Below are 23,772 nucleotides of genomic sequence, written 5' to 3'. Positions count from 1 at the left end.
TTAGCCCACTTAGTTTTATCTTTGGAGCAGAGAATTATAACTATGCATAACCTAACGCGCATCGCCTAAACCGCAACAACCGTTCAAAGATTATGGCACAGAAACTAACCAAACCTTTACTTCGGCTTGCAACAACCCTCTTGTTGCTCTTTGTGGCGCATGCCATTGCCCACGCCGACAACCCCAAAAAGATGAACATGCTCAGCAAAAACCATTGCATGCTGGCTTTCGATACGCCCACAACGCGCTACTTGCTGTTGCCCGTTGAGGAGAAAGCGGAGCTTTGCAACCTGCGACTTATCGTAGACAACAACGCCATCGAAACGTTTAACGTGCGCTTGGCGGCCGACCACGTAGACTATTTCGTGCCACTTGCACTCGATGCCGTTAAGGGGAAACCCTTCGTTCTCGATGTGCACGTGCAGGGCGACGTTCGTAAAAACGGCAACCTAAACGACTATGTGTGCTGGAAAAACATGACAATGGCCGACAACTTCGACACTACCAACCGCGAAAAGTGGCGTCCGCTGTACCATCACACACCGCCCTACGGATGGATGAACGACCCCAACGGACTGTTTTATAAAGACGGTCTGTACCACCTTTACTACCAATGGAACCCATACGGCTCGCAATGGGAGAACATGACGTGGGGGCACAGCGTTAGCAAAGACCTTGTGCACTGGGAGGACCGAGGCACGGCCATAGCCCCCGATGCCCTCGGAACGATATTCAGCGGCTGTGCCGTTGTAGACCACAACAATACGGCTGGCTTTGGTGCAGGTGCGGTAGTGGCCTTCTATACATCGGCCGGCGAGAACCAAACGCAAAGCATGGCGTACAGCACAGACAACGGGCAGACCTTCACCAAGTACGACCGCAACCCCGTGATAACGGCTCCGATACCCGATTTTCGCGACCCGCATGTGTTTTGGCATCAACCAACCGAACGCTGGATAATGGTGCTTGCCGCTGGACAAGAAATGCAATTCTACTCATCGAAGAACCTGAAAGAGTGGACTTTCGAGAGTAACTTCGGTGAAGGATACGGCAACCACGACGGCGTTTGGGAATGTCCCGACCTGATGCAGCTGCCCGTTCGCGGCACCGACAAACAGAAGTGGATGCTTATTTGCAACATTAATCCTGGCGGTCCTTTCGGCGGAAACGCCACGCAATACTTCATCGGCGAGTTCGACGGGCACCAGTTTACCTGCGAAGACAAGCCCGAAACGACCAAATGGATGGACTATGGCAAAGACCATTATGCCGCCATAACCTTTGACAACGCACCGCAAGGTCGCCGCATACTGATGACGTGGATGAGCAATTGGCAATACGGCAACCAAGTTCCAACGCTGCAATTCCGCTCGGCAAACACCATTGCATGCGACCTCGACCTATTCGAACACAACGGTCAGACCTTTGTTGGGCGCACACCTTCCAAAGAACTGTTAGCCGCACGCGCCAAACCTCTGTTCAAAAACAGCACTTCGGCACGCAAAACCTTCAACCCAGCGCAGGGCGCATACGAGCTAGTGATGGTGGTTAAGCCCCAAGCCAAGGGCAAAACGCGCCTTACTTTGCAAAACGCCGCAGGCGAAAAGGTGGTTGTTAGCTACGATGTGGCCGCGCAAACGCTGTCGGTAGACCGCACCCAAAGCGGCAGAACCGATTTCAGCGACGGTTTCAAGGCTGTTACCATTGCCCCAACACGCGGTCTGATAACCATGCTCCGCATCTTTGTAGATAAGAGTAGCGTTGAGGTTATAGATGCCCAAGGCAAGGTTTCGCTCACCAATTTGGTGTTCCCCTCAACGCCCTACAACACCTTGCTGCTCGAAAATTCGGGTGGAAACAAGTCCAGTGTGTCGGTATTTGAGATGAAATAAGGTTTAATTTGTCCGACTAGTCGGACAAGTCAGACCTGTCAGACCTGTCAGACAAGTCCGACTGCTCCACCCCAACCATTCAATCTTAACAAGTAAACAACAAAGCATATCACTCCCCTCTCCCCGCGGAGAGGGGTTGGGGGTGAGGCTTTATCTTCATAAACAACAAGGCATATCACTCCCCTCTCCCCTCGGAGAGGGGTTGGGGGTGAGGCTTTATCTTTATAAACATCAAGGCATATCCCCCCTCTTCCCTTGCAGAGGGGGTTGGGGGTGAGGCTTTAAATACAAAATAATTATGCGTAAATCAACCCAACTCACACTCATTCCCGTGATGTTCTGTTTCTTCGCCATGGGATTTGTCGACCTTGTAGGCATCGCCTCAAACTATGTTAAGGCCGACCTCAACCTTACCGACTCGGCCGCGAACGTTTTCCCGTCGCTCGTTTTCTTCTGGTTCCTCATCTTTGCCGTGCCAACGGGCATGCTCATGAACAAGATTGGGCGTAAGAAAACGGTGCTCGTGTCGCTCGTTATCACCGTGGCGAGTTTGCTTTTGCCCCTCTTTGGCAACAGCTACACGCTGATGTTAATCTCGTTCTCGCTGCTGGGCATCGGCAATGCCTTTATGCAAACCTCGCTCAATCCCCTTATCTCGAACATCATCAGTGGCGACCGCTTTGCAGCCACCCTCACATTCGGCCAGTTTGTAAAGGCCATCGCCTCGTTCATGGCACCCATTATCGCCGCTTGGGGCGCAGCAGCCAGCATCCCCCACTTTGGTTTGGGCTGGCGTGTACTCTTCCCCATCTACATGGTAATCGGCATCTTGGCCACCCTGATGCTGTCGGCCACGCCCATCGAAGAAGAGCCCATGAAGGATAAGCCCTCTTCTTTCATGGAAACCATCAAGCTATTGGGCACGCCCATCGTGCTGTTGTCGTTCATCGGCATCATGTGCCACGTGGGAATAGACGTGGGAACAAACACCCACGCCCCAAAAATACTGCAAGAACGACTGCACATGGGACTCGACGAGGCAGGCTTTGCCACCAGCCTTTACTTCATTTTCCGTACCCTTGGCTGTCTTAGCGGCTCGTTCATACTGGCCAAATTCAACAACCGCGCCTTCTTCTACGTTTCCGTTGTCATGATGGCTCTTTCCATGGTGGGCCTAGCCGTGGGCGAAAGCAAAGCCGTTCTGTACACCGCCATCGCGTTGGTTGGTTTCGGCAACTCCAACATCTTCTCGCTCGTGTTCTCTCAAGCCGTGCTGTCCTTGCCCGACAAGAAGAACGAAGTGTCGGGCCTAATGATTATGGGACTGTTCGGCGGAACCATCTTCCCCCTCCTCATGGGGCCTGCCAGCGATGCCGTTGGCCAATGGGGAGCCGCCGTTGTGATGGCTGTTGGCGTAATCTACCTCTTTACTTACGGCCGAAAGATTGGCGCAAAGTAAGCATACTTAACTAAAAACAACAAAGAAGATATGAAACGACTTATCGTAGGATTGGGCGAGGCACTGTGGGATGTGCTGCCCGAAGGAAAGAAAATAGGCGGTGCACCGGCAAACTTTGCCTACCATGCCGCGCAGTACGGACTAGACACCTTGGCCATTAGTGCCTTGGGCAACGATGCCTTGGGCGACGAAATAGCCCAGAAGTTCGCCGATAAAAAGCTGAACGTGCTGATGCCGCGTGTGCCTTTCCCCACAGGAACGGTGCAAGTTTCGCTCGATGCACAAGGCGTACCCACTTACGACATTAAGGAAGGAGTGGCTTGGGACAACATTCCCTTCACCCCCGAACTTGAAGAAGTGGCCCGAAACTGCCGTGCCGTGTGTTGGGGTTCGTTGGCCCAACGCAACGAAGTGAGCCGCAACACCATTCGCCGTTTCCTCGATGCCACACCCAAAGACTGCCTTAAAATCTTCGATATCAACCTCCGACAAACGTTCTACAACGAAGAACTGCTGCTCGACTCGTTCAAGCGATGCGACATATTGAAGATAAACGACGAAGAACTGGTTACCATTGGTCGCTTGTTTGGTTATCCCGGACTCGACATGACCAACAAATGCTGGCTCATCTTGGGCAAATACAACCTCGATGCCCTTGTGCTTACCTGTGGCGTAAACGGCAGTTACGTGTTCACCCCTGGCGCAATGTCGTTCTTAGAAACGCCCAAAGTTGAGGTTGCCGACACCGTTGGCGCAGGCGATTCGTTCACTGGCAGCTTCTGTGCGGCCTATCTCAGTGGCGTTCCTGTTAGCGAGGCCCATCGACTAGCCGTTGAAACCAGCGCCTTCGTTTGCACACAAAACGGCGCAATGCCCACTATCCCCAAACATTTTATCGACAGAATTAAGTAAGGGCCGAGGAGTTAAGGAGTTATGTAATTAAGGAGTTATGTAATTAAGGAGTTAAAGGAGTTAGGGAGTTAAGGAGTTAAGCCAATAGCCTTGTAGCTACAAGCTTATCATCAAGGAGTTATGGAGTTAAGCCAATAGCTTTGTGGCGAAAAGCTTATCGTCCCTTAAACTCCATCAAGGACTTAACAAGCTGGCGAGTTTGCAAGAAATATTCCCATAGTACACTAAGCATACGGCTTAACTCCTTAACTCCCTAACTCCTTTAACTCCTTAATTACATAACTCCTTAACTCCTCAACTACATAACTCCTTTACCCTTAAAAATATTCTCTTTTTCTTTCATATTAATCAAATTAGTTGTAACTTTGCGAAGTGAAAAGGCATAGTTATTAAACTGCGCCATCATGAAAAGTACAATCGGTTAAAAGGCTGCCTATGGCTTGGCGGCACAGCGACCCCATCCATAACCCAACACCATTAGCCGGCTAAACATCATTACCGCCCACCCAAATAGCCATCGCTCACTAAGCGAAACCAACCAAAAGCGTTCTACCTGCGTGGGTAACAACAATCTAAACACGCTTATATTTATACCATAAACTAAAAACCAAACATCATGTTACACACTATCAAGAACCTATCGTTATGCGCTATGTTCGCAATCGTAGTCATGGCATTCGCCGCTTGCAGTTCAGACGACGACAGAGACAACCCCGTTGTTCAGCAACTCATCGGCTCGTGGCAGCAAATCAACAATTGCAATTCGTGCGAACAATCAAACACCTACGAAACATGGTACAAAGACCTTACTTGGGATAAGCATGCCATCGTTGACGGCAATGCTGAACTGGTTCGCAAGGGCGACTTCGGATGTAAAGACAACACCCTACACCTGCGCAGCACCTGTCCCAAAGGGCGCGACCTTGTTGAGATGGATTTCAAGGTTGAAATCAACGGCGACGTACTTACACTCACCAACTTAAAGACAAAGGCCACAATAAAATACAAACGCCGTAAGTAGCCATAACGCCTTTAACGAACATGCTTGTTCACCCTCTGCAATGCCGAGTAAACTTGGCATTGCTTAAAACGTGTGCCCTGCCTTTAACGGCAAGCAAGCCTCCTGTTGCTTGTGCTGCAACTGAAAACACAGCATAAACAACCACAAATCCATTGTCCGTTTTGTGCTAGCTGTCACAAATTCGGATGCTACACTAAACTTTCGCAAGCGAACAAATCATCCTTCGACTTATCCACTTGCGAGAGTTTAGTAGTGCTATTAAAAAAGCGTACTGTTCCCCTCTCCCCCTGGAAAGGAGCTCGGAAGTGCGGCTCTATCGTCGTTGTCTTGCCGCACATACACCTTATATATTACGCGCGTACGCGCGGAGAGAACATCACGAGGCCTGCATTTTGCCTTCCACACGCGCATTTTTTACCTTTCGCCCACGCATTTTTGCCCTCCCTCACCCTTAATGCCAATCTCCATGCCCACCAAAAAAGTATTTATGCCGACAAGCGGCAACGAGGAAAGACGGCTCTTGCGGCCTTCCTTCCCCCTTTAACCCATCTGTAACACACGCATTCCACCCCACTTTATGCACGGCAAGCCAATGATTATGCAGCAGAAACACGATCGTGTTTCCTGTCCGTCGGGCTCACTGTCGCCGTGCGTTTCCTCCCGAACAAGCTCTTAAACATAAGCGTACTGACACCCGCGCAACGGCATCGAGGCTCCAACGGCGACCCGAACAAGTTCTTCAACATAAGCGTACTGACACCAAACCCAATTTTTGGAAACGGAGTACCGCAACCCGAACAAGCACTTAAACATAAGTGTACTGACACCCGCGCAACGGCATCGAAGTTACCAACGGCAACCCGAACAAGCACTTAAACATAAGTGTACTGACACCAATGCATAGACATGAGTTTGTTGCAGACACCCCCAAAAGCCACTAAAACAAGCACTCCAAACAGCCTCTTTAAAAAAAAACGGCACAAGCAAGAAAGGATAAATCGGTGAAATTCACCAAAAAATACGCCCTACTCCGCACCCTACATCGTGCTTTAGAACACCTTTCTAAATCCTAAAAAGTAGTTAAAATCGCCAAAATCAATGCACAATTAGGGGGTATATGTGCAATTTAAGTTGCTTTTTTTAGCGAAATGCTTGTGAGTATGAATAAAAATGATTTCCTTTGCACCCGAAATTATCGGATGAAATTTATTTACAAACACTATTAAATTTTACAATTATGTCTGAAATTGAATCGAAAGTAAAAGCTATCATCGTTGACAAACTGGGTGTAGACGAAGCAGAAGTAAAGCCAGAAGCAAGCTTCACCAACGACCTTGGTGCAGACTCGCTCGACACCGTTGAGCTCATCATGGAGTTCGAAAAGGAATTCGGAATCTCTATCCCCGACGACAAGGCTGAGAAGATTGGCACCGTTGGCGACGCTATCGCTTACATCGAAGAAAACGCAAAGTAAAGTGACAAGCTTTTGGTTATGGCCTCTGGCAATGCCGGAGCCATAACCAAAATCTCTTAACTCAACATTTCCCCAAGGGGACTAACAACAAGGCCGACTTCAACTTTCGCATCAAGAGGGTGGAACAGCGAAGGTGCACGTGTTCTTAACGACCTTTTCTTTTCCACTCAACGCGTTTGGTTGAAACGCCCTTAAAAGCAATATTTTTCATTTCAATGGAGTTAAAAAGAGTAGTAGTGACGGGTCTTGGAGCCGTTACCCCCGTTGGCAACACGCCCGAAGAGACGTGGGCTAACCTGTTGGCCGGTAAAAGTGGCGCAGCACCCATCACACATTTCGACGCCACCAATTTCAAAACCAAGTTCGCTTGCGAGGTGAAGAACCTCAACGTAACCGACTACATCGACCGGAAGGAGGCACGCAAGATGGACCGCTACACCCAATTGGCCATCATCGCGGCCATGCAGGGCATTAAAGACAGCGCACTGGACTTGGAAAAAGAAGACCGTAACCGCATTGGCGTGATTTACGGCGTTGGCATCGGCGGTATCAAGACCTTTGAAGAGGAAGTTACTTACTATGGGCAGCACCTCGGCGAGGAACCCAAGTTCAACCCCTTCTTCATCCCTAAGATGATTGCCGACATCGCTGCCGGGCACATTTCCATCATGTACGGCCTGCACGGGCCCAACTATGCCACCACTTCGGCTTGCGCATCATCTACCAATGCCTTGGCAGATGCCTTCAATCTCATCCGTTTGGGTAAGGCCAACGTCATCGTCAGCGGTGGTGCCGAGGCTGCAATATGCGGCTGTGGCGTAGGCGGATTTAACGCCATGCACGCGCTATCCACCCGCAACGACGACCCCGAACACGCATCGCGCCCGTTCAGCAAAAGTCGCGACGGCTTTGTTATGGGCGAAGGAGCTGGCTGCCTGGTACTGGAAGAGCTGGAACACGCTAAGGCTCGCGGTGCTAAGATTTACGCAGAGATGGTTGGCGAGGGCGCAAGTGCCGACGCACACCACATCACGGCCAGCCACCCGAAGGCCTAGGCGCCAAACTGGTGATGCAAAACGCAATGGAAGACGCCGGACTAAAACCCGAAGACATCGACTACATCAACGTGCACGGCACGTCGACACCTGTGGGCGACATCTCGGAGGCAAAGGCCATCAAGGAACTTTTCGGCGATGCTGCCTATAAACTCAACATCAGCTCAACCAAATCAATGACGGGACACTTGCTCGGAGCAGCTGGCGCAGTAGAGGCTATGGCCACAGTGCTGGCCGTGCAGAACGACATCATACCCCCAACCATCAACCACGCCGACGACGACGTGGACGAGAACATTGATTATAACCTCAACTTCACGTTCAACAAGGCACAAAAGCGCGAGGTGCGTGCCGCACTGAGCAACACCTTCGGCTTTGGCGGACATAACGCTTGTGTTATCTTCAAGAAGTATGCTGAGTAATCTTATCGACAGGGTGAGGCTCCCTTTCCGTAAGGAAAAGGAGCTTTACTCGTCTTTATTTGAGATTCTTGGGTTTTATCCGCGAAACATTAGCTACTATAAGCTCGCCCTGATGCACAAAAGCGTAATGCGACGGGGGGCAAACGGCAAGCCCGTAAACAACGAAAGGCTTGAATTTCTGGGCGATGCCATACTCGACGCCATCGTGGGCGACATTGTTTACCGACACTTCCCCGGCAAAAGGGAGGGCTTTCTTACCAACACACGAAGTAAACTAGTACAGCGCGAAACGCTTAACAGGTTGGCGCAAGAGATGGGTATCAGCAGGCTGATACTGTCCTCGGGCCACACTTCATCGCACAACAGCTACATGGGCGGCAACGCTTTCGAGGCACTGGTGGGAGCCATCTATCTTGATCGCGGCTATTCCAGCTGCATGCGATTTATGGAAAAGCGCATCTTAGCCAAGATGATTAACATTGACAAGGTGGCTTACAAGGAGGTGAACTTTAAGAGTAAGCTTATTGAATGGAGCCAGAAAAACCGCGTAAAACTCGACTTTATCGTAAAAGAGCAGGGCAAGGATAAGAATGGCAGTCCCTTCTTCCTTTTCTGCGTTCACCTGGAAGGCGTTGAGGGATGCAACGGCCGAGGGTACAGCAAGAAGGAAAGTCAGCAGTTGGCATCGAAACTTACGCTCGAAAGGCTGAAAAAAGAGCCGCAATTCATCGACCGTGTGTTTGCTGCCAAGGCCGAACGAACAAAGAACGAGGACAGCGCAGAGGGCAACGACAAGGCTGCAACAACACAACTGCTGCCCGTAAAACCCGCAAACGGACCGCAAACGGCACCAAAAGAGTCGGCAAAGGCATCGGTAAAGGAAACGGCAAACGAGGCCAACAAGCCGAAAGCCAACCTGCCAACAGCCGAACAGGCAGAACGTTCGGCCACCCAACGCACCACCGAACGCCCGGAAGAACGCGCTGCAGAAAAGAAAGCGGAGCGTGCTAACGAACGTAAGACACGTAATGATGCGCAACGCGATAAGGTGACAGACAAGCCCGAAGTGCCAAGCAGTGCCGAAGAAAAGACCAAGAAACAAGAAAGACGAACGAACGAAAAGGCGGAAGAAAAGCCGATGGAAGTGTTTAGGGACGACAAACCCAAAGACGAGCCAAAGGGAAAACGACAACGCCTGTATGCAGAACGGGAATCTGAAGAGCTTAGCGCAGAGACGCTTGACTTTGACGACGACCCCGAATTCGACCTCAGCCATATCACGGCTCGCCAACAGTCGCGCGAAGAAATCATCGCTGCGGCCGAAGCTGCCGCTTTCAGCGAAGAGCACACCGACAATCAAAACCAATGACGAACGCGTTGATAGGCGATGCCTTAAAAGCTGCACCCCAACCTTACTAAGAGCAGGTTGGGGTGCAGTTTTTTTTATGGGCTAGGCTTGCCGATGGCGTTGGCTGTGTACCTAGCTCTGTTGTTTTTTCAGGTTACTTCAAGTAATACTTGTTGGTTACCTTAAAGTCGTCGTCGAATTCGTAAACCAGTGGCGTACCTGTGGGAATTTCAACGTTGATGATATCCTCGTCGGAGATGTTCTCGAAATACTTAATGAGCGAACGCAGCGAATTGCCATGAGCAGCGATAAACACGCGTTTTCCTTCCATTACCAGAGGCTTAATCTCGTTTTCGAAGTAAGGAACGGTACGAGCGATAGTGTCTTTAAGGCTCTCGCACATGGGAACATCCTCAACAGGAACATCGCGATAAGCGGGGTTTTTGCGAGCCGAGTAAACGTTATCCTCTTCCATTTGGGGCGGACGAACGTCGAAACTTCTGCGCCAGATGTGCACTTGCTCGTCGCCATACTTCTCTGCTGTTTCCTTCTTGTTGAGGCCAGAGAGTGCTCCATAGTGGCGTTCGTTCAGTCTCCACGACTTAATTACGGGCAACCACTCGCGTTCCATCACCTTAAGCGCAATCTGTTGCGTGTTGATGGCACGTTTCAGGTACGACGTGTAGCACACATCGAAGTCAAGTCCGGCCTCTTTCATCAGTTCGCCAGCGCGTTTTGCCTCTGCCTTTCCCTTTTCAGACAGTTCCACGTCTACCCAACCCGTAAACAGGTTCTTTTGGTTCCACTCGCTTTCGCCGTGGCGAATAATAACTAGTTTTTTCATACGAAGTATTGTGTATTATATATAAATAATGTGTAAGCTTACAAACTACAAAATTATACATTATTACCCGCTTTGGCAATAGCAAGCAATGGGGTACTGGTGAAAAATAGTTAAAAAGGACGGCCTACACGAACGAAACAGCCGAAACGCCTTTACCGAGAACGCATTGCGTTCCCCACGCCCTTCCGTTGCCCCCGCAACGGCATCGGCACAACCTTACGTCTAGCTGCCAACTACCGCAAGCCATAACGCAACCACACATACCCCAAAGCGGCCTCACTCTTTCAGCAGGCGCTCTTCTTCCAAGTCAATGCGGTGAATGAAGTGGCGAACAATCTCCTCGTCCACCCTTTCGTTCTCGTTATTCAACTTGTTCAGCCACAACCGCTGTTCGTTAAGGATGTTATGATAGTTCTTGCGCAACTCGTCATCGTACAGCGTAGCCGACCCTTCTGTTTCCAACTGCTCGTTCCAATGCGCAACCAGGCTGTTCAACAGGGCCGAACGGGTAACATCCACACACTTATTGTTGTGCCGAAGGTAGTCCAGGCTGGCTTGCGCCATACCTATTCGTATCATTCGTTCCGTTTCTTCGTGCGGCAGATGGTCGTCGTAGTTGTGAAATTTCACCCATTTAAGCAGTATCGGCAGCGTTAAACCTTGGAACACCAGCGTGAGCGTAATCACCACAAAGGTGATATACAGCATCATGCTGCGTTCGGGAAAGGGCGTCTGTGTGCCCGGTACGTAGAGCGGTATGGCCAAAGCGGCCGCCAACGACACTACGCCGCGCATGCCCGTCCACCCTAAAACCAAGGGGCCGGCCATTCCTTGCGAACGCGAATCGGCCACGGTGATGAACTTACTCATAAAGCGGGTGATGAACACGGCACTAAACGCGGCACACATACGTATAACAACCAGCGCGCCCGTAATCAGCAGTCCGTAGGCCGTTGCAGTCCAAAGGCTAACGCCATCGGCTTTAAGTCCCGCCATTATCTCGGGCAAGTCTAGTCCGATAAAAAGAAAAGCCAACCCGTTGAGCAAGAAAATAAGGAAGTTCCACACGTTCTCGGCTCGCAGTCTAGACGACGAACCGATGATGAGTATTCGGCGATAACTGAAATACAAACCGCCGCTAACCACGGCCAACACGCCCGAGGCCTCAACCGTTTCGGCACAGATGTACATCAAGTAGGGGCTGATGATGGTGAACATGGTGTCGATATTCTCGTCCATTGGCAGCCACTTGTGCAGCTTGATAAGCACATACGACAGCAGCACGCCCACAGCTGCACCGCCAATAACCATCCAAACGAAGGATGCGGCAGCCTGATGCCACACAAATTGGCCCGTGCCAATGGCGATAAGGGCAAACTTAACGATGATAAGCGAACTGGCATCGTTGAACAAACTCTCGCCTTCGAGCACAGCCGACACGCGCCGCGGCACTTTCACAAACTTCATGATGGCCGCAGCCGACACGGCATCGGGCGGCGAAACGATGCCGCCAATCAAGAAACCTAGGGCAACAGAGAACCCAGGAATGAACGTGTTGGCAATATACCCCACAACCAAAGCCGTAATAAACACAACGATAAAAGCGAACGAACCAATGATGCGCCGCCACCGCCAAAGCTCTTTCCACGAGTTGGCCACGGCGGCTTCGTAGAGTATCGGCGGAAGGAAAACAAGGAATATCACGTCGGGATTGATGTGCAAACGCGGCATGCCGGGAATGAAACTCAGGGCTATGCCGCCCAAAACAAGCATCACGGGATAGGCCACCTTGATGCGTTGACTAACCATCACCAACAAACAGATGGCTACAACCAGCAGAATGGATACGATGAGTTGGTGTTCAATCATATTGAGTTGACGAGTTAGAGAGTGGATGAATGGATGAGTTGACGTCGTCTTGAATTTTAATATTTAAAGTTGTCCTTACTTTAATCTTTGAAGTCATCTAGACTTTTAAAATCTCTACAAACTGAGAGGAGTTTATTATCATTGTGCCGTAAAAGCAAGATACACGCTCCCGCCCGTGTACGAAGTACTGAACAAAGATACGATAAAATCTGAAATTCCGCCCCCTTTGTCTGTGTCAAAACGCGGTTATGCTCCCAAAAAGTAAGTTGGCAGAGGCCCTTATCAATTCTTTATTTACAAGTTGAAAGCATTTTCTCTGCGGCACATCATGAGGAAAAAAGTAAAGATGCCTTCCTTATGTTTCTTATGTTCTTATGTCAAAAAACGGACGTATTTAGGTCAAAACACGAAAAGGCGAACGATTTAACCAGTTGACAAGTTGACGAGCTGGCCAGTTAACGAGTTGACGAGTTAACAAGTAGACAAGCTGACCAGTTAAGCAGTTGACCAGTTGAACAGTTGACGAGCTGACCAGTTGACGAGTGAACTCGTTAATTCGTCAACTGGGTTACCCGTCAACCGCTGTAAACTTTTCAGCAGAAATTTTAACATTATGACTACCCTTTTCGTCCACCAACCGCGCACCTTGCCGCAAAAAATCGATTCTCGCGAAGGTTTGTTTTGGTGCAAAAAGGGGGTAGTTGTACATGCAGGCAAAATGAATTTTTATTTAAACTGACCGCCACTAACACCCATTTTTGGGCGATTTGCAGCAAAATGCAGTGCGTTTTGCCGCTAAATGCAGTGCAATATGGTGCAAAACGCAGTGCGTTTTGGTGCTAAACGCAAGGTAAAATGGTGCTAAATGCGGGGCAATTTGCTGCAAAATGTGAACCGAAAAGCATAAAAATACATGGCAAATGGTATAAACAAAACCTTTTAGAGGCATGAAACACATGGCAAAAAGGGCAAAATAGGCACTAAAAAGTGGGGTTTTAGGGGCTAAAAGCAAGTTATTGGACTTGAAAAAATACGAGGTGGCAACCAAAATAGAAAGGCTAAATGGTGCAAAACGCAGGTATTTTTCTTAAAAATAGACGAAACGAAAGACGTGAAAGGGTAGAAAAAGTGGCTATTTCCCTATTTTTTAGCCTGTATTTTCGCTAGAATGGCGCGAAAATTAGAGCCACATTGTAAAATAAAAAGCAGCAATTTAAGCTTTTGCGTTGATGAGTTGGCGCGTGCATGTGTTGATGTGTTTGCGAGTTAGCGTGTCTATCTGTTGACAAATCTATGATTTTATTGGCTTACAAGTTGATGCGTTCAGTAACTTACAAGCCAACGAACCAGCAACCAGTTGCGTTAGTTTGTGTCCACACGTCTTTAAAGTTATAAACCTGCCTACCTGCTCACGGGCTTATAAGCCGCTAACGCAAAAAAGGATTGTTTAAGCTCCACGCGTGCCAACAAGTTGTTGGCAACATACCCGCATGGGGCATCTTGAAGTGCAGGCACAAGCACCTTTCATCGGTGCTTGTGCACCGCTGGTTTCGGTTTAAAGGCTGCAACAAGCCGAACCGCCCTGTTGTAACATCGTTCCCGATGCGTTTTGTATCGACGACAACACATGTTGGTTGCAGGTTGGTAAGCCCACAGACCCATGAGCAAATAAGCGGTCTTGCATCAATTCGCGGCTTGCCCTCCCAGTTTTTTGGCAAGCCATCCGTCTACGGAGAAGCGGCCTGGACCTGCAAAAAACAGCAGGACGAACACCACAAGGTAAACAAAAGCCAGTTCACCCTCGGCCATTGAGCCACCATGAGCCATGAAAAAGGCAACGCACATGGTGAATATCATGGGCAACAATACTAGCCTACTGAGCACACCTACTACCAAAGCCAACGAGCAAACCAACTCGCCGAAGATGGCCAACAGCAACGATAGGCCGCTGCCAAGCCCCAGAGGGTCGGGGAAACCGCCAGACATCTGTTCGAAACCTTCTAACTTCTGCAATCCATGTGATGCCAACAATAGGGCAAAAACCACACGAGCCACTAGTAAAAACGCGGCTGTGCTACAACGCTGTTGCCTATCGGGCAACAAAAATCTTAATACTTTTCTCATTTTTCTTTATTGTTATCCTGAGTAATTAGTGGACAAGTGAACAAGTTGACTGGTTGACAAGTGAACAAGTTGACTGGTTGACAAGTGAACAAGTTGACTGGTTAACCAGTTGACGAGTGGACAAGCCAACCTGTTGACGAGTGGACAAGTAGACAAGTTAACCTGTGGACGAGTTAACCTGTGGACGAGTTAACGAGTTCACAATTTAACAAGCCGGCAACAACGGTACGCTTGCCGATTTGAAACAATCGGCAAGCCCACCGTCATGCCAGCAAAGTATGTTACGCCACTCACGCCTAGGAGAGCGGCCGAGGGCAATGGGCCTTTACCTCGTTGGGCAAGGCCGCTACCACACCACCTTCTGCCCCAAGAAATACTTATTCTCGTCGTCGCGCGCCACGCCTTTACCCATACATTCAAAGGTACGTACATTGCAATCGGGTATTTCGCGCCCACGATAGTAAGCGTTAAACGCATCTTTGGCATAGCCATCAATCAGCACGCGAAACGTTCCGCTCGAGGCATCCTTCACCTCTGCACCCTCAAAATAAATGTTGAAAGCATCCTTGGCATAGCCAAAGCTAAGCACCTGAAAGCTACTGGCCGAGGCATCTATCTTCTTTCCGAGGTAATACACGTCGAAATTGGTTTTCGAATAACCGAAACCCAAGCTGTTTCCAGGCAACAACTCTTCGGGGAAACGCCCCCAATCGCCCCCATCACGTGGGTCGATGCCGCCTCCCCGTCCATCGGGAATCACCACTGGGGGCTGTTCTTCGGCATCGCCCACCACACGAAACGTGCGCGGATTAGCACCTTGCAACACTTCGCCACGATAGTAAACCGCCCTGCGGTCGCGCGCATAGCCGTGTGCCAGATATTCAAACGTGCGCGCATCGGCACCAGGTATCACACGCCCTTCAAAATAAACGGCGTTCCGGTCTACACCGTAGCCATAACTCTTGCGCCTTTCGCCAAACTGGTGCTGCGCCCAAGCGGGCTGTGCCGCCATTGCCAATGCCATCAGCATCAGCAACATCGCAACCTTATTGATGTTAATAAAAACTCTCTTCATATAGTTTTATCGTTATGTTTCTGTTCGTAACCATTGAAACGCCAGGCGTTCGCTACCATTGTCGGTATGTATCACCCCGCAATATGCAAAGCCGTGTTTCCTAATGTTGTGCAGCATGGGGGCGTTGTCTTTGTGCGTGTCGATACGCAGGTTTGCTGCCCGCGCCTTGCAAAAGGCCATCACCTCGGCAAACACGCCACGTTGGGTTTCGTCGGCCGCCATACGATGTATCACGCAATAAGGCCTTTCGTTGTGGAGCCATTGCCCTTGCCAGATGTGTGCGTATGTGCGGTCGGGACCTTCTGCCAACACAAAAGTAGCCACCACTCGCCCTGCATCCTCGCCCACATAACATTGCCCACGGCGCAAGTCTTCTTCAACCGTGGCACGCTGCGGATAGCCTTGCACCCACTGTTGGGTGTTGCCTGTGGCCGCCATACGCTGCCTACCGATGTCCAGCAGGCGCATCACAGCATCGAGGTCGGCCTTTGTTGCCAATCGTATTTGCATGTTGTTTGCAAGTAAATGAAATTTTAAAACGTGGGCGACACCACCCTACTAAAAGTCTGCCGAACAACATCAGCTTAGTGCAAAAGTAATGTTTTATCTTTAAATAATGTTCAAAATGCCATTTTTCTTTGGTTATTTACGTAAAAATGTATAGTTTTGTGGTAACTCAAAACAAATAAAGATGAACAGACTGACATTTAAACTAACCATGACCGCGTTGTGTACGGTCCTGGCATGCTGCACTGGCAATAGTAAAAACCAAGAAAAGAAAGGACAAACAATGAACACAAAAGCAGAAATATACCTCGCAGGCGGATGCTTCTGGGGTACGGAACACTATCTGAAACAAATCGACGGCGTGACCGACACGCAAACGGGATATGCCAACGGACATGGCAAGAACCCCTCGTACCAAGAGGTTTGCACAGACAAAACGGGATTTGCCGAGGCTGTACGCGTGGCATACAACCCCGAACGCCTGCCGCTTTCGCTGCTGTTGCAACTTTATTTCAAGTCGATTAACCCCACTTCGCTTAACCGACAAGGCAACGACGTGGGCACACAATACCGAACGGGCATCTATTACACCAACCCTGACGACCTGCCCATCATCCAAGCAGAAATGGCGAAGGTGGCCAAACGCTATGATCGGCCGCTGCAAGTGGAGGTGTTGCCCCTGAAAAATTTCTACGATGCCGAGGATTATCACCAAGATTACCTCGACAAGAACCCTACGGGCTACTGCCACCTGCCGCAAGCCCTGTTCGACATGGCACGCAAAGCCAACAAAAAAACAGATGAAAAGAAAACCTACGCCAAGCCCACCGACGAGGAGCTGAAAAGCAAACTTACGCCCCTGCAATACGAAGTTACGCAGAATGCGGCCACCGAACGCCCCTTTGCAAACGAATACGACCACGAGTTTCGCCCCGGCATATACGTGGATGTTACCACGGGCGAACCGCTTTTCCTTTCTACCGACAAGTTCGATTCGGGCTGTGGATGGCCGGCTTTCTCTAAACCCATCGACAACCGATTGCTAAACAACCTCGAAGACCGTTCGCATGGTATGCTGCGCACCGAGGTTCGTTCGGCCAAAGGCAACGCGCATCTAGGCCATGTATTTAACGATGGCCCCAAAGAAACGGGCGGTTTGCGCTATTGCATCAACAGCGCATCGCTGCGTTTTGTACCAAAAGAAGATATGGAAAAGCAGGGTTACGGCAAGTATCTGCCCATGTTGGAAGAGAAATAAAGCCCCCTTCCACACCTTCATAGCCACAACCGCCACTGGCCATGTGGCTTACCCCATCGGGATGCCTAGGCTGTCTGGGCATCCCGATTGTTTTTTAGTTAGCAACAAACTGGGTCTTATCGCCAAACTGGGCCAACTGGTCGGCTGCCCATTAAAGTTTAACCCCAATCGGCCGTTAGAGCCAGTGCAGATTTTGTTTGGCTGTCGGCACCTAGCTTGTCATATTCTTGAAGGCGTAGCGGGCTGCGTGGAGAGGATAAGACAAGCTAGATGCCGACAACCAAACGGAAGACAACCAAGGAGCGATGCAAACGCCCCAAAACAATGGACAAGCAGCCTAAACGTGCGATTGGAGGTTAAAAGGCAAAGCCTAGGCCTAAGTAAGGATATACAAGGAAACGAGAGATGCCGTAATGGGTTTCGGGAACAAACGTTGGGTTGACACCAGCGCGGAGAAAGAAACCCACGGCAGGCTGATAGCGATAACCCACGTTCGCAAAGCCATAGTAACCATACTTCCATATCTCGGGCGGATCAGACGACATGCCGAGAGGGGGCGTTGCATCCCGCTCATAATCGCGTTTAAAGATGCCGTGCATCATCCCCACCCCCAATTCCAAGCTATGGTTAGTGCCACCAATAAGGCCGTAAGCCTCGAACACCGCCGCTGGCCCTTGATAAACGCAAGCGCCGCCTTCGCTTTTATCAGATGTTCGGCCAGCATTAAAGGCCAACCCCAGACGGTAGCCCAGGGGGCTGTTAGCCGAAAAGCGCGAATCGAAATTCGCGCCAATAATGCCCGCTGCGCCAGCTAACTCGTTGTACACGGCACGCCGCGGTTTTTCTTGTGCCATGAGCATTGCGGCCGACCATGCCAAAATCGGGATAAATAAGAGGCGTTTCATCATTGATTAAGAATTCCTAAACATTTCATTTTCTATCTCCAACCTACATAACCAACACCTTCCATCTAGTGACGGTTACGCTGTTGGCCTGCAAAAATACGGCCCTAACAACCCCCAAAAGCCCAAAAGCCCACCAGCCCATCAACATGAAGGGGGCGTCGCCCCACAGCCACACCTGGGAGAGAGGCCAGCGACAAAGGGCATTCGGCAGACCTATTGCTTGCCCGTTATGGCGTAGAACACCTTTTTGTACCACGGCCGCGACAATAGCCTGTTGAGCTTATCCTTATACGGTTTCACCATCTTGTGGTAAAACTCCTCGAAGTAAGCGTCTTCGTTCTTTAATATGTAAAGAGAGGCGGCCTCTGTATATTGTTCCATCAGAGATGTGTTACGAGTAATGTTCCCCCCATGTATCCTGTACATCACCAGTGGCTGGTTTATGAAACACACCTTAGGATTGCGCCTAAACACCTCGAGCCACATTATCCAGTCTTCCTTTGCTTTAAGAAACTCCTTGAATGTAAGGCCTTCCAATATCTTTTTTGTGAAGCAAAAACAATGGGGCGGCACGTTAAAGTCGATGTCCCATTGCAACAACAAATTCTTATAAGTAAAATCGTACTTCGTCAGATCGCAAAAAGGCGGACGTGGTTCGCCATTGTGCTCTTCCGAAAAATTGGTGACAACGACGTCGCATTTCTCCTGCGAAAAGGCCTTTACGCTCTCTTCCAGCTTTGTAGGCTGCAAGATGTCGTCGCCATCTAAGAACTGTATGAGGTCGCCCCCGGCCTCACTCAGCCCCGTATTTCGTGCTCCACTGCAACCTTTGTTTGCCTGATACACATATTTAAAGCGTGCGTCTTTCGCCTGCCAACCTTTGGCAATCTGTGCCGAAGTGTCGGTAGAGCCATCGTCTACGATGATGCATTCCCAACCGGGATAAGTCTGTTTGGCCACACTTGCTAAACAATCGTTCAAAAAAGCCTCTTGATTGTAGCAGGTTACGATAACTGAAACTTTCATGTCTTGCTGTCTGTTACTTGATAAGGAGGCATGTCTAGGGCATACCTCAACCAGTTTGTGAAACTATATTTTTGTATTATCTCTTCGGGAAGTGGCGTGTATGGCGCGGCAAGGAACTCGCTAAGGCCGTCGAAACATCCATCTTCAACCACAAAGATGTTGTCAGGGCGATAGAAGTCGTACAACCTCACGCTCTTGTTGTCTGTAATGAGCTTTTTGTTATACCTCAAAGCCTCGAACACCCTGAACGACAACCCATCGTGTTCGCAAGCCTTAATGTCGAGCAGCATGCCCGCTCTTCTTGCAGTCTCCAAGTAAGAAAGAAAGCCCACCCCTTTCTTCGAAAAGGTTATTATGGGGTGTTCGAAGGCAACCGACCTCCATCCCAGCACCAAATGGACGTTGAGCTTTAGGTTGTATTTTTGCAATTCGTCGACCATTTTAAGCAACGAACCCACGCGACCTTCCTGATAGGCGCCCGCATACATCACTTCGTTGGGGTTTACTTGCACTTCGGGCATGGGGAAATCGAAATAAAAATTGGTACAAGCCAGCAGGTTGGGGTATTTCGCCTTGTACTTGGGGGCATCGTTAGGGTCGAAAACAAAGAAACGGTCGAAAAGCGGAATGACCTCGAACACCTGCGGAAACCGTTCCAATCCGTCCCATTGGTATGCCGTTGTTTTGTTGGCCACGCGAAGCACCTCGTTAAGCGTTTCCATCTCCAACAAATCGGGGCGCATTACAATTGCATAGTCAAAACTCTTCGTGGCCAAGCGGTGCACAACCTGTCCCACCCGCTTAGAATAGTAGGCGGCTGCAATGCGGCGCTTATACTCATCACGGCCGAGTAAGTGTTTGAGCACGAAATTTACCATCCGCGTTTTAAACGTATGCCTAAACTTGGGTGCCAAAACAACGGCCTTTGTGTAGCCCAGGTGTTTGAGGTTCTTGTCTATCGCCTTGTAAAGCTCGAACTCGGGCGGCAGTATCACTATGATTTTCTTTTCGCTGTTCATCATTAAACCGTACATATAATATGGAGGCGAACCGCCAGCATGGCTGTTTTCGGCAGCCAAACAGGCGCAGGTGCAATCCGTAGGGCCTGATAAAACACCATGTTTGCTAGCCTAACCCCAGTATGTGTTAATCCCGAAAATCAAAAAATCTTGAAATGAGAACAAGACATACGTTGCAAAAGTAGTCAAAAAGTTTGAAAATACCATATATTTACGAACGAATTATAGGCTAACAGAATTGCTTTTGGAATATTGTTGTGAGGAGAATGCCAGAAGGGCGCAGCATGGCATCAACAAACCCTTATGCAGAGAAAAGGGGAATGCCTGTTTGCTTAAGATGCCCCTGTGGTTTTCCAAATCCAATTAAGTTTGACTAGAACATCGGTACAAAGGCCCTTGTACCCACACGCAAAGCTATCGGAACTGTTATAGCCGAAGTCTTGTACCGACACGACGATGCGCTTGTACCGACACTCAAAGCTATCGGAAACGTTATAGCAGAAGTTTTGTTCCGACACGACAAGATGCTTGTGATGCTCCAAATCCAATTTCGTTTGACTATGATTACCAACATCCTTTTCTGATGAAATGAAATACTACAACAAGCCAATTGCCCGACGAACGGGCGCACATCAACAGTTGCTCCTAATGAGATGCACAACGAGCCCACATGGCCGTAGGTTAAGTTCCTGCACGGTTCTTCTTTTGGTTACAACCAACGCATGCGCCCACGACATCCCGTCAACCCAAGAAAACTTGTTGAAGCCCATAAAGCAAGATGAAACACTTTGCATTATGTAGGGGAAACGGCCTTGACACATACGATGCAATTGCCAACATACACCCAGAACAAGGCCTGTCGCCAACGCATTTTTCACCAACTACGGGGCGCTATTTGGCAAGCTGTTTCATCAGTTCGGCCATCTTTCCGCGGCGTTCCATCGAGTACACGCCGCTTTCTCTTTCCAAATATTCAAAAAGATTGAAAGCCTTTTGCAACAGCACTTCCCTATCGTGCACCGATGCTTCGGTATCGGCCTCAGCGTAATACAACTCCGCCAGCATCGCCAATCGTTCCAACCGTTCGTCTTCGGGAAACGACTGAATGGCCGACATCAACTCGTCGATAGTTGCAAAATGGTAAAGGCTGTACGGGCCTAAATACTGTTCGTACAGCAGACGGATAGCCTCGCGCCTTTTAACAACCTCCTTTTGGTCGAGCATACGGCGCAGAGCCTCGGCAAATTCGCGGATAAGTCGCTTTATGTAATCGCGTTGTAGCATTTGTGCGTAACGTTTAAAAGATGGTATTCATATTGGCGCAAAGTTACAAAAATCTTTCAACACAGGGTACATCACCTGGCTTTATTTATCTTCGGAAAAGTAAAGTTGTTCAACATGGGAAAACGCTTGCCAACTAAACAATTTTATAAATGTGCCTTAACAAACCACGCCTTTTAATGTCGCAAAACATAAAAAACATTGACAAACATCAATTTCGTGGAAATTTTGCAGATTTTTTCGGTACAAATATTGCAGGATTAAAAAAAACATCGTAACTTTGCATTGTATTCGAGAGAATGCTTTTCATAATAAGTTTTCATTAGGTTAGTAGTTTGATAGATTTTAAGGTTAAAGATTATGTTATTAGATTTTGAAACAATCGCGATGTTGGTTGGCGTTACAATCGTAACTGCACTTAGCATTATCGCTTTGCAACACACCAACGTCCGTTAACATTATTCTTTGGGATGACGGGATGAGTGATCATGCCGTCATCTTTTTCTTTTATACATATACGAAGTTAGTGAGGTTAATACCTCACGAGTTGAGATTAACCTCACTATTTTGTATGGGTCAGTCGCAAGAGATAAGGTTGCTGAAAGTGTAAAGAACGCCAACGCTTAGCCCTAAAAAACAGTTTCGCCCTTTTATCTCTTTTGAGGATTTAGCAATCGGCTTTTATGCCTTGCGAATGTCCCAAAGGAGATAAAGGGGCGAAATTTTATGGTGTGGTATGCGCAAAGGCGCAACCCATTACTTCACGATAAGCAAATAATAGTTTTTCTTTCCACGCTGAACAAGCAGGTATTTGCCGTCGATAAGGTCGTCGGCTGTAACGGGGCGGTCGGCAGCGGCAAGCTTTTCCTTGTTCAGCGACACGCCTCCACCTTGCACCAGCTTACGCATTTCGCCCTTGCTGGCGAATACTGGCACGTCTTCGCGTGTGAAAAGGTCGATGGCAGGCTGGCCAAGCAAAGCCTTATCCAGTTCGTAATGCGGCACGCCCTCGAACACATCGAGCAGCGTTTGCTCGTCTAGTTTAAGCAGGTTTTCCTTTGTGGCCTTGCCAAAAAGGATGTTGCTGGCCTCCATAGCCTGGTCGAGTGCAGCCTGCGAATGAACCATAACGGTAACCTCTTCGGCCAATCGCCTTTGCAAGGGGCGCCTTCCTGGGTCTTCGTTTTGTTCGGCTACCAGCGCGTCTATCGTTTCCTTATCCAGCGAAGTGAATATCTTGATGTAGCGTTCGGCATCGGCATCGCTTACGTTCAGCCAGAATTGGTAGAACATATAAGGAGAAGTGCGCTTGGCATCGAGCCATATATTGCCACCCTCCGTCTTGCCGAACTTCGTCCCGTCGGCCTTAGTGATTAGCGGACAAGTAAGCGCGTAGGCCTCATTTTCTATGCCTAAGGTGCGACGAATAAGCTCGGCGCCCGTGGTCATGTTGCCCCATTGGTCGTTACCGCCTAGTTGTAGCTTGCAACCTTTGGTTTCATAGAGGTGTAGAAAGTCGTAACCCTGCAACAATTGGTAGGTAAACTCGGTGAACGAAAGGCCGTCGCGAGCATCGCCATTGAGACGTTTCTTCACACTATCCTTGGCCATCATGTAGTTAACAGTGATGTGTTTGCCCACCGTTCGTGCGAAATCGAGGAACGAAAAGTCCTTCATCCAATCGTAGTTGTTCACCATCTCGGCGGCGTTGTCACCCTTGGCATCGAAGTCTAGGAACTTAGCCACCTGTGCTTTGATGCACTCTTGGTTGTGATATAGCGTTTTCGAGTCGAGCAGGTTACGCTCCGCGCTCTTGCCCGAGGGGTCGCCAATCATGCCCGTTGCTCCTCCAACGAGGATGATGGGCTTGTGTCCGCACATCTGCAAGTGTCGCAACATCATGATGCCGGCTAGATGCCCGATGTGCAAAGAGTCGGCTGTGGGGTCTGTTCCAAGGTACGCCGTAACCGTTTCCTTCTGCAACAGTTCTTCTGTTCCAGGCATAATCTGCGCCAACATGCCGCGCCATCTTAGTTCTTCTACAAAATTTTTCTTCATCGGGATATATATGGGATGTTTATGAGTTTATGAGTGGACGAGTTAACGAGCTTTTTTAGTTGTCGAGTTAACAAGTTAACAAGTTGACAAGTTAACGTGTTGAAAAGCTTGTTAGTTGTCGAGTTAACAAGTTGACAAGTTGGCAAGTTAACGAGTTGACAAATGTGTTAGTCTACAATTTTACAAGCTCACAAGTTAACAAGCTGAGTGATTATCCACTAGT

At 49.2% G+C, this 23,772-nt stretch carries 17 protein-coding genes and 1 pseudogene; 8 read left to right on the top strand and 10 right to left on the bottom strand.

Annotation, left to right across the window (positions count from 1 at the left end; all coding sequences use genetic code 11):
* Nucleotides 1–92 precede the first annotated feature (92 nt).
* The 7 genes and pseudogenes from HMPREF0670_RS08340 to rnc all read left to right on the top strand — a co-directional run bounded on the left by HMPREF0670_RS08340 (nucleotide 93) and on the right by rnc (nucleotide 9,604).
* On the top strand, nucleotides 93–1,892 hold the full coding sequence (locus HMPREF0670_RS08340; protein WP_009230724.1) for a DUF4980 domain-containing protein: 1,800 nt from the start codon (nucleotides 93–95) through the stop codon (nucleotides 1,890–1,892).
* Nucleotides 1,893–2,190: 298 nt separating this feature from the next.
* Nucleotides 2,191–3,351 carry an MFS transporter gene (locus HMPREF0670_RS08335; protein WP_009230723.1) on the top strand — a complete coding sequence of 387 codons (1,161 nt, stop codon included), beginning with the start codon at nucleotides 2,191–2,193 and terminating at the stop codon, nucleotides 3,349–3,351.
* 30 nt (nucleotides 3,352–3,381) lie between these two features.
* The gene (locus HMPREF0670_RS08330) at nucleotides 3,382–4,263 is read left to right on the top strand and encodes a carbohydrate kinase family protein (RefSeq protein ID WP_009230722.1); all 882 of its coding nucleotides are present in this window, start codon (nucleotides 3,382–3,384) and stop codon (nucleotides 4,261–4,263) included.
* A gap of 616 nt (nucleotides 4,264–4,879) precedes the next feature.
* Nucleotides 4,880–5,284: a hypothetical protein gene (locus tag HMPREF0670_RS08325; RefSeq protein WP_009230721.1), complete on the top strand. Its 405-nt coding sequence runs from the start codon at nucleotides 4,880–4,882 to the stop codon at nucleotides 5,282–5,284.
* A 1,237-nt stretch (nucleotides 5,285–6,521) separates the two neighbouring features.
* Entirely contained in the window at nucleotides 6,522–6,758 is a 237-nt protein-coding gene (locus tag HMPREF0670_RS08320; RefSeq protein WP_006947693.1) for an acyl carrier protein, read from the top strand.
* 215 nt (nucleotides 6,759–6,973) lie between these two features.
* Nucleotides 6,974–8,235: pseudogene (fabF, locus tag HMPREF0670_RS08315) on the top strand (beta-ketoacyl-ACP synthase II).
* A complete protein-coding gene (gene rnc, locus HMPREF0670_RS17530) occupies nucleotides 8,225–9,604 on the top strand; it encodes a ribonuclease III (protein ID WP_009230719.1) in 1,380 nt (459 codons plus the stop codon). The pseudogene fabF and the gene rnc overlap by 11 nt, the downstream one beginning before the upstream one ends.
* Before the next feature lie 133 nt (nucleotides 9,605–9,737).
* Here rnc and gpmA read toward each other — a convergent pair whose 3' ends face one another.
* The 5 genes from gpmA to HMPREF0670_RS08285 all read right to left on the bottom strand — a co-directional run bounded on the left by gpmA (nucleotide 9,738) and on the right by HMPREF0670_RS08285 (nucleotide 16,005).
* Nucleotides 9,738–10,427, bottom strand: a complete 690-nt coding sequence (gpmA, locus tag HMPREF0670_RS08305; RefSeq protein WP_009230718.1) for a 2,3-diphosphoglycerate-dependent phosphoglycerate mutase — start codon at nucleotides 10,425–10,427, stop codon at nucleotides 9,738–9,740.
* Between the two features lie 276 nt (nucleotides 10,428–10,703).
* Nucleotides 10,704–12,296 carry a Na+/H+ antiporter gene (locus tag HMPREF0670_RS08300; RefSeq protein ID WP_198009289.1) on the bottom strand — a complete coding sequence of 531 codons (1,593 nt, stop codon included), beginning with the start codon at nucleotides 12,294–12,296 and terminating at the stop codon, nucleotides 10,704–10,706.
* Between the two features lie 1,683 nt (nucleotides 12,297–13,979).
* Nucleotides 13,980–14,420 carry a DoxX family protein gene (locus tag HMPREF0670_RS08295; protein ID WP_009230715.1) on the bottom strand — a complete coding sequence of 147 codons (441 nt, stop codon included), beginning with the start codon at nucleotides 14,418–14,420 and terminating at the stop codon, nucleotides 13,980–13,982.
* A gap of 346 nt (nucleotides 14,421–14,766) precedes the next feature.
* Nucleotides 14,767–15,495 (bottom strand): DKNYY domain-containing protein, encoded by a 729-nt coding sequence (locus HMPREF0670_RS08290; RefSeq protein ID WP_009230714.1) that lies wholly within the window; start codon nucleotides 15,493–15,495, stop codon nucleotides 14,767–14,769.
* A 12-nt stretch (nucleotides 15,496–15,507) separates the two neighbouring features.
* A complete protein-coding gene (locus tag HMPREF0670_RS08285; RefSeq protein WP_009230713.1) occupies nucleotides 15,508–16,005 on the bottom strand; it encodes an acetyltransferase in 498 nt (165 codons plus the stop codon).
* A gap of 181 nt (nucleotides 16,006–16,186) precedes the next feature.
* Between HMPREF0670_RS08285 and msrB the strand changes: the two genes are divergently transcribed.
* Complete coding sequence (gene msrB / locus HMPREF0670_RS08280) at nucleotides 16,187–17,260, top strand: peptide-methionine (R)-S-oxide reductase MsrB (RefSeq protein WP_009230712.1); 1,074 nt, start codon at nucleotides 16,187–16,189, stop codon at nucleotides 17,258–17,260.
* 356 nt (nucleotides 17,261–17,616) lie between these two features.
* On the opposite strand, the gene HMPREF0670_RS08275 is transcribed toward msrB, so the two are convergent.
* The 5 genes from HMPREF0670_RS08275 to tyrS form a co-directional block, all read right to left on the bottom strand.
* A complete protein-coding gene (locus tag HMPREF0670_RS08275; RefSeq protein ID WP_009230711.1) occupies nucleotides 17,617–18,168 on the bottom strand; it encodes a hypothetical protein in 552 nt (183 codons plus the stop codon).
* A gap of 210 nt (nucleotides 18,169–18,378) precedes the next feature.
* Nucleotides 18,379–19,191 (bottom strand): glycosyltransferase family 2 protein, encoded by an 813-nt coding sequence (locus tag HMPREF0670_RS08270; RefSeq protein ID WP_044077982.1) that lies wholly within the window; start codon nucleotides 19,189–19,191, stop codon nucleotides 18,379–18,381.
* Nucleotides 19,188–20,213 (bottom strand): hypothetical protein, encoded by a 1,026-nt coding sequence (locus HMPREF0670_RS08265; RefSeq protein WP_044078071.1) that lies wholly within the window; start codon nucleotides 20,211–20,213, stop codon nucleotides 19,188–19,190. Before HMPREF0670_RS08265 ends, HMPREF0670_RS08270 begins: the two co-directional genes overlap by 4 nt.
* Before the next feature lie 888 nt (nucleotides 20,214–21,101).
* Nucleotides 21,102–21,494, bottom strand: a complete 393-nt coding sequence (locus HMPREF0670_RS08260) for a hypothetical protein (RefSeq protein WP_009230708.1) — start codon at nucleotides 21,492–21,494, stop codon at nucleotides 21,102–21,104.
* 753 nt (nucleotides 21,495–22,247) lie between these two features.
* Nucleotides 22,248–23,549: a tyrosine--tRNA ligase gene (gene tyrS, locus HMPREF0670_RS08255; RefSeq protein WP_009230707.1), complete on the bottom strand. Its 1,302-nt coding sequence runs from the start codon at nucleotides 23,547–23,549 to the stop codon at nucleotides 22,248–22,250.
* Nucleotides 23,550–23,772: the final 223 nt, after the last annotated feature.

The organism is Prevotella sp. oral taxon 317 str. F0108, assembly GCF_000162415.1.
Lineage (GTDB): Bacteria > Bacteroidota > Bacteroidia > Bacteroidales > Bacteroidaceae > Prevotella > Prevotella conceptionensis.
The sequence above is the reverse complement of the archived record's forward strand: the minus strand, read 5'-3'. Positions and strand labels throughout refer to the sequence as shown.